Origin of the sequence: Streptomyces sp. NPDC058877 (assembly GCF_042742855.1) — a bacterium.
Lineage (GTDB): Bacteria > Actinomycetota > Actinomycetes > Streptomycetales > Streptomycetaceae > Streptomyces.
In genome coordinates, this window is the sequence record NZ_JBHYMF010000214.1 from 1 (window position 1) to 10957 (window position 10957).

At 70.9% G+C, this 10957-nt stretch carries 8 protein-coding genes; 5 read left to right on the forward strand and 3 right to left on the reverse strand.

Annotated features, from left to right (window positions below; translation table 11 throughout):
- Positions 1-243: 243 nt before the first annotated feature.
- Positions 244-2955: a pyruvate, phosphate dikinase gene (gene ppdK / locus ACFW2Y_RS31110; protein WP_384885773.1), complete on the reverse strand. Its 2712-nt coding sequence runs from the start codon at positions 2953-2955 to the stop codon at positions 244-246.
- Positions 2956-3311: 356 nt separating this feature from the next.
- Positions 3312-4448, reverse strand: a complete 1137-nt coding sequence (gene dusB / locus ACFW2Y_RS31115) for a tRNA dihydrouridine synthase DusB (protein WP_384885774.1) — start codon at positions 4446-4448, stop codon at positions 3312-3314.
- Between the two features lie 53 nt (positions 4449-4501).
- Here dusB and ACFW2Y_RS31120 point away from each other — a divergent pair, with 53 nt between their 5' ends.
- The gene (locus tag ACFW2Y_RS31120; RefSeq protein ID WP_384885776.1) at positions 4502-5956 is read left to right on the forward strand and encodes an MFS transporter; all 1455 of its coding nucleotides are present in this window, start codon (positions 4502-4504) and stop codon (positions 5954-5956) included.
- Here ACFW2Y_RS31120 and ACFW2Y_RS31125 read toward each other — a convergent pair.
- Entirely contained in the window at positions 5926-6888 is a 963-nt protein-coding gene (locus ACFW2Y_RS31125) for a helix-turn-helix transcriptional regulator (protein ID WP_384885778.1), read from the reverse strand. The two genes, ACFW2Y_RS31120 and ACFW2Y_RS31125, sit on opposite strands and share 31 nt — an antisense overlap.
- 101 nt (positions 6889-6989) lie before the next feature.
- Here ACFW2Y_RS31125 and ACFW2Y_RS31130 point away from each other — a divergent pair, with 101 nt between their 5' ends.
- The 4 genes from ACFW2Y_RS31130 to ACFW2Y_RS31145 all read left to right on the forward strand — a co-directional run bounded on the left by ACFW2Y_RS31130 (position 6990) and on the right by ACFW2Y_RS31145 (position 10923).
- Positions 6990-8429: an MFS transporter gene (locus tag ACFW2Y_RS31130; RefSeq protein WP_384885779.1), complete on the forward strand. Its 1440-nt coding sequence runs from the start codon at positions 6990-6992 to the stop codon at positions 8427-8429.
- 41 nt (positions 8430-8470) lie between these two features.
- Positions 8471-9508 (forward strand): aldo/keto reductase, encoded by a 1038-nt coding sequence (locus ACFW2Y_RS31135; protein WP_384885780.1) that lies wholly within the window; start codon positions 8471-8473, stop codon positions 9506-9508.
- Between the two features lie 16 nt (positions 9509-9524).
- Positions 9525-10115 carry a TetR family transcriptional regulator gene (locus ACFW2Y_RS31140; RefSeq protein WP_384885782.1) on the forward strand — a complete coding sequence of 197 codons (591 nt, stop codon included), beginning with the start codon at positions 9525-9527 and terminating at the stop codon, positions 10113-10115.
- A 115-nt stretch (positions 10116-10230) separates the two neighbouring features.
- On the forward strand, positions 10231-10923 hold the full coding sequence (locus ACFW2Y_RS31145; protein ID WP_384885784.1) for a VC0807 family protein: 693 nt from the start codon (positions 10231-10233) through the stop codon (positions 10921-10923).
- Positions 10924-10957 lie beyond the last annotated feature (34 nt).

A 10957-nucleotide genomic window follows, 5' to 3' on the forward strand; every position in this document is an offset into this window, starting at 1 on the left:
GTGGGGATCCGGAGGCCGCGCCCGCCCCGTTCTTTGCGCTGAAGAATCAAAGAAGTTCAAGGGCCAATAATCCAATCGGCCGCAATTGAACATTGACTCACATCAGCTCGACAAACAAACGAACGAACAAACAACGGGACGGACACCTCCGCACAAAGGTGTCCGTCCCGCCTCTTTTGTGAATCCGGAGCCGCCGCCCGTCGGTGAGGGTCAAAGAGGTGACCGACGGCGGCCCCGGTGGTCTCAGCGGCTGTCGCTGCCCTTGGCCTCGGCCGCCGCACGGCCCGCCTCCAGGCGCGCCACCGGGATCCGGAACGGCGAGCAGGAGACGTAGTCGAGGCCCACCTCGTGGAAGAAGTGCACCGACTCCGGGTCTCCGCCGTGCTCGCCGCAGACGCCGAGCTTGATGTCCGGGCGGGTGGCACGGCCGGCCTCGACAGCACTGCGGACCAGGGAGCCCACGCCGTCCTTGTCGATGGTCTCGAAGGGGCTGACGCCGAAGATGCCCTTCTCCAGGTACGCGGTGAAGAACGAGGCCTCCACGTCATCGCGGGAGAAGCCCCACACCGTCTGGGTGAGGTCATTGGTGCCGAAGGAGAAGAACTCCGCGGCCTCGGCGATCTGACCGGCGGTCACCGCGGCGCGCGGCAGCTCGATCATGGTGCCGAGCGCGAGCTTGAGCTCGACGCCGGTCTGCGCCTGGACCTCGGCGATGACCTGCTCGGCCTCCTCCCGGACGATCTCCAGCTCCTGGACGGTGCCGACGAGCGGGATCATGATCTCGGCACGCGGGTCGCCCTTGGCGTCGATGCGGTGGGCGGCGGCCTCCGCGATCGCCCTGACCTGCATGGTGAACAGGCCCGGGATGACCAGGCCCAGGCGGACGCCCCGCAGGCCCAGCATCGGGTTCTGCTCGTGCAGCCGGTGCACGGCCTGGAGCAGCCTCAGCTCGTTCTCGTGCGGCTCCTTGCGGGACTCGGCGAGGGCGACGCGGACCGACAGCTCGGTGATGTCGGGGAGGAACTCGTGGAGCGGCGGGTCGAGCAGCCGGACCGTGACGGGAAGCCCGTCCATGGCCTCGAAGAGCTCGATGAAGTCCTGCTTCTGCAGCGGCAGCAGGGCTTCCAGGGCCTGGTCGCGCTCGACGTCCGTGTCGGCCAGGATGAGCCGCTCGACGTACTGGCGGCGCTCGCCGAGGAACATGTGCTCGGTGCGGCACAGGCCGATGCCCTGGGCGCCGAAGCGACGGGCGCGCGAGGCGTCCTCGGCGTTGTCGGCGTTGGCACGGACGCGCAGCCGGCGGACCCGGTCGGCGTAGGCCATGATCCGGTGGACGGCGGCGACGAGCTCGTCGGCGTCGTCGGCGCCGGCGTGCATGCGGCCCTCGAAGTACTCGACGACCGGGGACGGCACGACGGGCACCTCGCCGAGGTAGACCTTGCCGGTGGAGCCGTCGATGGAGACGACGTCACCCTCCTCGACGACCTGGCCGTCGGCCGTGGTCATCCGGCGGCGCTTGGTGTCGACCTCCAGCTCCTCGGCGCCGCAGACACAGGTCTTGCCCATGCCGCGGGCGACGACGGCGGCGTGCGAGGTCTTGCCGCCGCGGGAGGTGAGGATGCCCTCGGCCGCGATCATGCCGTCCAGGTCGTCCGGGTTGGTCTCGCGGCGGATCAGGATGACCTTCTCGCCGGAGCGGGACCACTTGACGGCCGTGTACGAGTCGAAGACGGCCTTGCCGACGGCCGCACCCGGGGAGGCGGCGATGCCGCGGCCGATCTGCTCGACCTTCGCGGTCTCGTCGAACTTGGGGAACATCAGCTGGGCGAGCTGGGCGCCGGTGACCCGCTGGAGCGCCTCCGCCTCGTCGATCAGCCCCTGGTCCACCAGCTGCGTGGCGATGCGGAAGGCGGCACCGGCGGTGCGCTTGCCGACGCGGGTCTGGAGCATCCAGAGCTGACCGCGCTCGATGGTGAACTCGATGTCGCAGAGGTCCTTGTAGTGGGTCTCCAGGGTGCTCATGATGTGCATGAGCTGGTCGTAGGACTTCTTGTCGATCGACTCGAGGTCGGCCAGCGGCACGGTGTTGCGGATGCCGGCGACGACGTCCTCGCCCTGCGCGTTCTGCAGGTAGTCGCCGTAGACGCCGGCGTGGCCGGAGGCGGGGTCACGGGTGAAGGCGACGCCGGTGCCGGAGTCCGGGCCGAGGTTGCCGAAGACCATCGAGCAGACGTTGACGGCGGTGCCGAGGTCGCCCGGGATGCGCTCCTGACGGCGGTACAGCTTGGCGCGGTCCGTGTTCCAGGAGTTGAAGACGGCCTCGATGGCGAGGTCCATCTGCTCGCGCGGGTCCTGGGGGAAGTCGCGGCCGGTCTCGGCCTTGACGATCTCCTTGAAGTGCTCCACGACCTTCTGGAGGTCCGCGGCGTCGAGGTCGGTGTCGCTGGCGACGCCCTTCGCGACCTTGACCTCGTCGAGGGCCTCTTCGAAGAGGTCGCCCTCGACGCCGAGGACGGTCTTGCCGAACATCTGGATGAGGCGGCGGTACGAGTCCCAGGCGAAGCGCTCGTTGTCGGCCTGGCGGGCGAGGCCGGTCACGGACTCGTCGGAGAGTCCGATGTTGAGGACGGTGTCCATCATGCCCGGCATGGAGAACTTGGCGCCCGAGCGGACCGAGACGAGGAGCGGGTCGTCGGCCTGGCCGAGCTTCTTGCCCATCTGCTGCTCAAGGGCGTCGAGGTGGGCGCTCACTTCGTCGCGGAGCTCGACCGGCTCGGAGCCGCTCTCGAGGTAGACCTTGCACGCCTCGGTGGTGATCGTGAAGCCCGGAGGGACCGGCAGGCCGAGGTTGGTCATCTCGGCGAGGTTGGCGCCCTTGCCACCGAGCAGGTCCTTCAGGTCCCTGTTGCCCTCGGTGAAGTCGTACACGAACTTCTGATCATTGTTTTCCGACACGGGTCCCGACTCCTCGACGACTCGGTTGGCTGCCCTGACGGCGAGGAACATACCCAGATCGAAGGCTTCTGGGGAGGTACGCCTACCGGTCACGCGGGCTTAACCACCCGTCCGCCAGCACTTCGAAAGTTTCCGAGGCGAAGCTTCCGTTTTCACGCCCCGAAGGCCGGTTGACCCAATCCAGCTCTTAGACGCTCACATGAGCGCCTGATGGACCACTTGCGTTCAACACTTGAACACAAAAGGGGTGGCACTCAGTGCCACCCCTTCAGGATGTACAGCCGGGCGTAACCTGCTCATCTGAGCGCCAACCCCCTCAGGGGTGGCGAGGATCACTCCCTCGAACGAGCCGAATCTCAGCCGCCGGACGTATCCAACTCGGCGTCCTCGCTCACTCCGGCACAGTCATAGGGGTCCTTCAACCAGCCGTCCGGCAGGACGACTCGGTTGTTTCCGGACGTACGCCCCCGAGGGCCGTCCGCCCCCACCGGCCAGGGCTGATCAAGGTCGAGCTCGCTCAACTGAGCGCGCAGCTCGTCCAGGGAGGAGGTGATCGCCAGCTTCTTGCGCATCTCGGAGCCGACGGCAAAGCCCTTCAAGTACCAGGCCACGTGCTTCCGGAAGTCGATGACACCGCGTGCCTCGTCCCCCAGCCACTCGCCGAGCAGCCGCGCGTGCCGCACCATCGCGTCCGCGACCTCCCGCAGCCCCGGCTGTGCGTACTCACCGGTGCCCTCGAAGGCCGACACCAGGTCCCCGAAGAGCCACGGACGCCCCAGGCAGCCACGGCCCACGACGACGCCGTCACAGCCCGTCTCGCGCATCATCCGCAGGGCGTCGTCCGCTGACCAGATGTCCCCGTTGCCGAGCACCGGGATCTCCGGCACGTGCTCCTTGAGCCGCGCGATCGCGTCCCAGTCGGCCGTGCCGCCGTAGTGCTGGGCCGCCGTCCGCCCGTGCAGGGCGATCGCCGTGACCCCCTCCTCGACCGCGATCCGGCCCGCGTCCAGGTAGGTGATGTGGTCGTCGTCGATGCCCTTGCGCATCTTCATCGTGACCGGCAGGTCACCCGCGTTGCCCACGGCCTCGTTCAGGATCGCCCGCAGCAGCGGCCTCTTGTACGGGAGCGCCGAGCCCCCGCCCTTCCGGGTCACCTTGGGGACCGGGCAACCGAAGTTCAGGTCGATGTGGTCGGCCAGGTCCTCGTCGACGATCATCCGCACCGCCTTGCCGACGGTCACCGGATCCACCCCGTACAGCTGGATCGAGCGCGGCTGCTCCGACGCGTCGAAGCGGATGAGCTGCATCGTCTTCTCGTTGCGCTCGACCAGGGCGCGCGTCGTGATCATCTCGCTCACGAACAGCCCCTTGCCGCCGCTGAACTCACGGCAGAGGGTACGGAAGGGGGCATTGGTGATGCCGGCCATCGGGGCGAGCACCACCGGCGGCTGCACGGTGTGCGGCCCGATGGCAAGGGGGGTGAACACGGTCATGGAGCCCATTGTCCCGTACGGCACGGACTTCCCGTCGGCCGTACGATCCGCACATGCCCGAGCTCACACGCGGTCGCCGGCTGGTCGTGCTCGCGATCTGCTGCATGAGCCTGCTGATCGTCAGCCTGGACAACACCGCGCTCAACGTCGCCCTGCCCGTCATGCGGCGCGAACTCGACGCCGATGTCCCCGGCCTGCAGTGGACGATCGACGCCTACACCCTGGTCCTCGCCTCCCTGCTGATGCTCTCCGGGTCCACCGCCGACCGGATCGGCCGCCGGAAGGTCTTCGTCACCGGTCTGGCCGTCTTCGCACTGGGCTCGCTGCTCTGCTCCCTCGCCCCGAACCTGGAGGCCCTGGTCGCCTTCCGGGCGGTGCAGGCCGTGGGAGGGTCGATGCTGAACCCGGTCGCCATGTCGATCATCACCAACACCTTCACGGAGCCCGCCGCACGCGCGCGTGCCATCGGGATCTGGGGCGGTGTCGTCGGCGTCTCCATGGCCGCCGGGCCGCTGGTGGGCGGGCTGCTCGTCCAGTCGGTCGGCTGGCGCGCGATCTTCTGGGTCAACCTCCCGGTCGCCCTCGCCGCGCTGCTCCTGACCCTGCGGTACGTCCCCGAGTCCCGCGCGCCCCGGCCGCGGCGCCCCGACCCCGTCGGGCAGCTCCTGGTGGCGGCGCTCCTCGGCTCGCTGACGTACGCGATCATCGAGACGGACCCCCTCTTCGCCGCCTTCGCGGCCGTCGCGCTCGTCGGACTGCTGCGCTACGAGCCCCGGCGCCGCGAGCCCCTCATCGACCTCCGGTTCTTCCGCAGCGCCCCGTTCAGCGGAGCCACCGTGATCGCGGTCTGCGCCTTCGCCTCGCTGGGCGGCTTCCTCTTCCTGAACACCCTGTACCTCCAGGACGTGCGGGGGCTCTCCCCGCTGGACGCCGGACTCTGGATGCTGCCGATGGCCGGCATGACCTTCGTCTTCGCCCCGCTGTCGGGACGGCTCACGGCAGCACGCGGGCCGCGGCCCTCGCTCCTGCTCGCGGGAACGGCGATGGCGGCCGGGCCACTGCTCTTCGCCGCCTTCGCGGCCGAGACCAGCGATCCGCTGCTCCTCACCGGGTACGTGCTCTTCGGCATCGGCTTCGGCCTGGTGAACGCCCCCATCACCAACACGGCCGTCTCCGGGATGCCCCGGGCGCAGGCCGGCGTGGCGGCGGCAGTGGCCTCCACGAGCCGCCAGGTCGGACAGACCCTGGGGGTCGCGGTGATCGGCGCGGTCCTGGCGGCGGGGGTCGGTGCCGCGCCGCACCCGGAGACGTTCGTGGCGGCGGCCCGCCCCGGTTACTGGATCATCACCGGCTGCGGCCTCGCCGTGCTGGGGGTCGGGGCACTGACCAGCGGCACGTGGGCGCGGCGCACGGCCGAGCGAACGGCACGCTGCCTGACGGCGGAAGGCGGTGCCGAGGGCGGTCCGACGGGCGGGGCTCAGACCGCCGCCGGGGCGCCCTCGTCCTGAGCCGCCGCGGTCGCCCGCTCCCGGACCACCAGGTCGAGCAGACGGGCCACTCCCGCCTGGGTGGCCTCGTCCACGGGAACGTAGGTGACGAGGTGGGTGCCGGCGTTCGGGCCGAGCCACAGGTTGGTGTGCTCGAAGCTGAGCAGCCCGACCCTGGGGTTGCGCACCAGCTTGATGCGGCTGCCGGGAGCGACCACCTCGCGTCGGGCCCAGATGTCCCGGAACTCGGGCGAGGCCTCTTCGAGCCGTCGCACGAGGGCCTTCCAGGCGGGCTCGGCCAGGTGCTCGGCCATGGAGGCGCGGAGCTTCCCGGCGAGCAGCCGCGCGACCTCGGGGATGTCCGTGACCGCCGCCCGGAACTCCTGGTCCGTGAAGGCCAGCCAGAGGGTGTTGCGGTCCTCGCGGGGCAGCGCGTCCAGGTCGCGGAAGAGGTGCCCGAAGGTGCGGTTGTAGGCCAGGAAGTCGTACCGGCTGTTCTGGATCGCGGCGGGCACCGGCTCCAGTTGGTCGAGGAGGCGGCGCAGGGTGGGGGTGACGACGGCGCAGGGTGCCTCGGGGTGCGGGTCGGCGTGTCCGGCGAGGGCGAAGAGGTGGCTGCGCTCGGTGGGGTCGAGCAGCAGCGCTCCCGCGAGGGCGTCCAGGACCTGCGGGGACACCTGGATGTTCCGGGCCTGTTCGAGCCAGGTGTACCAGGTGACGCCGACGGCCGAGAGGTGCGCGACCTCCTCGCGGCGCAGGCCGGGGGTGCGGCGGCGCGGGCCCCTCGGCAGGCCGACCTCCTCGGGGGTGATGCGCTCGCGCCGGCTGCGCAGGAAGGCGGCGAGCTCGTGGCGGCGCACATCGGGTTCGCTCATCGGGGCGGAGGGCATGCCCTCCGCCGCTCCGGTCACGATCGTCGCCGCTCCGGGCGGGCTCATCGCCATGACGGTCATGCCTCCAGCGTGCCGGGGCGGTCAGCCGGTTTCCAGGTACTCCTTGTACCAGGATAAAGACACTCTGGTACCAGACTGAGCGGGGTCGGAAGCTCGGTTGCGTGACTTCGACCTCCCTCTCCGTCCGCGCTCCCGTCCCGACCGGTGACCGGCCGGCGACGGTGCTCGGCCCCCTGGGCCTGTTCACCGTCCTGCTCGGCGCCGCGCTCCCCCTCATCGACTTCTTCATCGTCAACGTCGCCCTGCCGGCCATCGACCGCGACCTGGCCGCCGGCCCGGCACTCCTCGAACTGGTCGTCGCCGGGTACGGCCTGCCGTACGCGGTGCTGCTCGTCCTCGGCGGGCGGCTCGGCGACCTCTTCGGCCGACGGCGGCTCTTCCTCGTCGGCATGGCAGCCTTCGGTCTGACCTCGCTCGCCTGCGGGCTCGCTCCCGACGCCTGGACGCTGGTCGCGGCCCGGGTCGCCCAGGGTGCGGCGTCGGCGCTGATGCTGCCGCAGGTGCTCGCGACGATCCACTCCGCGACCCGGGGGCCGCGGCGGGCGAGGGCGCTCAGCTTGTACGGGGCGACCGGCGGCCTCTCGATGGCGGGTGGCCAGATCCTGGGCGGGGTGCTGGTGACCGCCGACCTCGCGGGCTCCGGCTGGCGTGCGGTGTTCCTGGTGAACGTGCCGGTGGCCGTGGCCGGGCTGGTCCTCGCCGTCCGCTCGGTGCCGGAGACCCGCTCGGACCGGCCGGCGCCGGTGGACGTGCCGGGCACGGTGCTCCTCGCGGTCGCGCTGCTCTCCCTGCTGGCACCGCTGACGGAGGGCCGTGCGGCCGGCTGGCCGCTGTGGACGTGGGTGTCGCTCGCGGTGTTCCCGTTCGCGGCCGGCGCCTTCTGGTGGGTGGAGCGGCGGGCGGATCGCCGGGGTACCACGCCGTTGGTCCCGCCGAGCCTGTTGGCCCTGGTGTCGCTGCGGCGCGGGCTCCTGGTGGTGTTGCCGCTCTCGTTGGGCTTCAGCGGCTTCATGTTCGTGATCGCAGTGGCGCTCCAGCAGGGTCTGGGCATGGGGGCGGTGACCTCCGGTCTGGCGCTGGTGCCGATGGCCCTCGCGTTCTTCGGCGCTTCGCTGGCGGGACCCCGGCTGGTGCGGCGCTGGGGCACCCGGGTCGTGCCGGTGGGGGCCCTGCTCCAGGGGCTCGGCATCGCCGCGATCGCCTGGTCGGTGGGGCACGACTGGCAGGGGCTCTCGGCGGCCGATCTGCTGCCGGGCATGGCGGTGGCCGGGTTCGGCCAGGGGCTCCAGTTGCCGGTGCTCTTCCGGGTGGTGCTCTCCGAGGTCCCGTCGGAGCGGGCGGGCGTGGGCGGCGGGGTGATGGTGACCATGCAGCAGTCGGCCCTGACGCTCGGCGTGGCGACCTTGGGATCGCTCTTCCTGTCGCTGGCCTCGACGCCCGCCGAGATGGGTGCGGCGTTGCGGACGACGCTGCTGGTCCAGCTGGGAGTGGTGGCGCTGACGCTGTTGTTGGGCCTGCGGCTCCCTCGCACGGTGAAGTGACAGATATTGAAATCTGTCATCGGTCATGTCATTGTTGTTGCATGACTGCACCGCGGAACTCCGTCCCCACCCGCCCGCTCGGCACCACCGGCCCGGCCGTCTCCACGCTCGGCCTCGGCTGCATGGGCATGTCCGCCCTGTACGGCGAGAGCGACCGGGCCGAGTCGATCGCCACCATCCACGCAGCCCTGGACGCCGGGGTGACCCTGCTCGACACGGGCGACTTCTACGGGATGGGGCACAACGAGCTCCTGATCGCCGAAGCCCTGCGCACCGCCCCTGCCGCCGCCCGCGAGCAGGCCCTGACCAGCGTGAAGTTCGGCGCCCTCCGCACCGTCGAGGGCGGCTTCACCGGGTACGACGGCCGCCCGGCCGCGGTGAAGAACTTCGCGGCTTACTCGCTCCAGCGCCTCGGCCGGGACCACATCGACATCTACCGGATCGCCCGCGTCGACCCGGACGTGCCGATCGAGGAGACCGTCGGAGCCATCGCCGAGCTGGTCACGGCCGGACACGTGAAGCACATCGGCCTCTCCGAGGTCGGCGCGGACACCCTGCGCCGGGCAACGGCCGTGGCCCCGATCGCGGACCTCCAGATCGAGTACTCGCTGATCTCCCGGTCCATCGAGGAGAAGGTCCTCCCCGCCGCCCGTGAGCTCGGCATCGGCGTCACCGCGTACGGAGTGCTGTCCCGGGGGCTGATCAGCGGCCACTTCACCCGGGACCGCACGCTCGGCCCCGGTGACTTCCGCGGGATGTCCCCGCGCTTCCAGGGCGAGAACCTCGACCGGAACCTGGACCTGGTGGACCGGCTGCGCACGGTCGCCGAGGCCCGGGGCGTCACGGTCGCCCAGGCGGCGATCGCCTGGGTCCTGGCCCAGGGCCCCCGGCACGGCGTCGACGTCGTGCCGCTCGTCGGGGCCCGGCGCCGGGACCGGCTCGCAGAGGCCCTCGGTGCCCTGGAGGTCACGCTCGACGCCGCCGACCTGGCGGCGTTCGAGGAGGCCGTCCCGGCGGGCGCAGCGGCCGGCGAGCGGTACCCGGCGGCCCAGATGGCCCATCTGGACAGCGAGCGCTGACGGGTACTGTCATGCCATGGCCGCCACCGAGACCCTGACCGCAGAGCGCATCCTCGAAGCCACCGAGGAGGTGCTGCGACGCTACGGCCCCGCCAAGGCGACCGTCGTCGACGTGGCCCGGGTGCTCGGCGTCAGCCACGGCAGCGTCTACCGCCACTTCCGCACGAAGGCGGCACTGCGCGAGGCGGTCACCGAGCGGTGGCTGGAGCGGACCATCGTCGCGCTCCGCCCCTACGTCGAGGCCGAGGGCCCCGCGGACCGGCGGCTCGCCGACTGGCTCACGGCCCTCTTCTCCCTCAAGCGCAAGAAGGCGGGCGGCGACCCGGAGCTGATGGCCACCTTCCAGGTCCTGATCGGCGAGAACAGCGCCGTGGTCGACCGGCACGAGCAGCACCTGATCGAGCAGATCGCCGGGATCCTCCGGGACGGCCACCGGGAGGGCCTGTTCACGGTGCCGGAACCGGACGTCCCGACCACGGCCCGCGCGGTCTTCCACGCCACGGACCGCTTCCACAACCCGGCCCACGCGGCCGACTGGTCGGCCCCGGACGCCGAGCAGGCCTTCACCGCGGTCGTGTCCCTCGTGCAACGGGCCCTCAGGGCCTGAACAGCGAGGACCGCCCACTCCTTGAAGATCACTTGGGTCGGAGTTTCCCCTTCCTTGTTCTGCGCATGACTAACGTGCTCGCGCACCACGACCGCAGAAGCTCCCAGGGGGAACCATGTCCGCACCCACCAAGCCGGCCCGCTCGGGAGGCGCCACAGCGATCGGCTGGATCCTCACGATCGGGCTCAACGTCATCGCGCCGATCATCACCTACAACACGCTGACCGAGGACCACGGCTGGTCCGAGTTCTCCGCCCTGCTCATGAGCAGCGCCTGGCCGGTACTGGACGGCGCGATCATGATCGCCTGGCGTCGCAAGCTGGACGAATTCGCCGTCGTGACCCTGGTCTTCCTGGTGATCACGGCGGTGGTCTCGCTCGTCGGCGCGCACACCGCCCGCGCACTGCTGGTCAAGGACTCCGGCGTGACCGGCCTGTTCGGGCTGCTCTGCCTGGGCACCCTGCTGGCCCCGCGCCCGCTGATGTTCTACTTCGGCCGGAAGTTCGCGACCGACGGCACCCCGGCGGGCACCGCCTGGTGGAACGGCATGTGGCAGTTCGAGGGCTTCCGCTCCACCATGCGCACGATGACGCTGGTCTGGGGCGTGGCCTACGTCACCGAGGCACTGGCCCGCATCGCGCTGGCGTACCTGCTGCCGACCGCGACCATGGTGGCCCTCAGCCCGATCATGATCTACGGGGTCCTCGGCGTCCTCGCCGTCTGGACGGCGTGGTTCGGTAAGCGCCGCGCGGCCGAGGGGGCCCGGCGCCGGGCCGAGGCGGAGGCGGCAGCCGCGGCGACCGCCTGAGGACGGGGGAAGGCCCCCGGTTCCTGGGGAACCG

Bases quoted from the DNA above. Each gene is read 5' to 3' on its own strand.
- dusB (WP_384885774.1), bottom strand. From the start codon at position 4,448: ATGACCGTGTTCACCCCCCTTGCCATCGGGCCGCACACCGTGCAGCCG.
- ACFW2Y_RS31120 (WP_384885776.1), top strand. From the start codon at position 4,502: ATGCCCGAGCTCACACGCGGTCGCCGGCTGGTCGTGCTCGCGATCTGC.
- ACFW2Y_RS31125 (WP_384885778.1), bottom strand. From the start codon at position 6,888: ATGACCGTCATGGCGATGAGCCCGCCCGGAGCGGCGACGATCGTGACC.
- ACFW2Y_RS31135 (WP_384885780.1), top strand. From the start codon at position 8,471: ATGACTGCACCGCGGAACTCCGTCCCCACCCGCCCGCTCGGCACCACC.
- ACFW2Y_RS31140 (WP_384885782.1), top strand. From the start codon at position 9,525: ATGGCCGCCACCGAGACCCTGACCGCAGAGCGCATCCTCGAAGCCACC.
- ACFW2Y_RS31145 (WP_384885784.1), top strand. From the start codon at position 10,231: ATGTCCGCACCCACCAAGCCGGCCCGCTCGGGAGGCGCCACAGCGATC.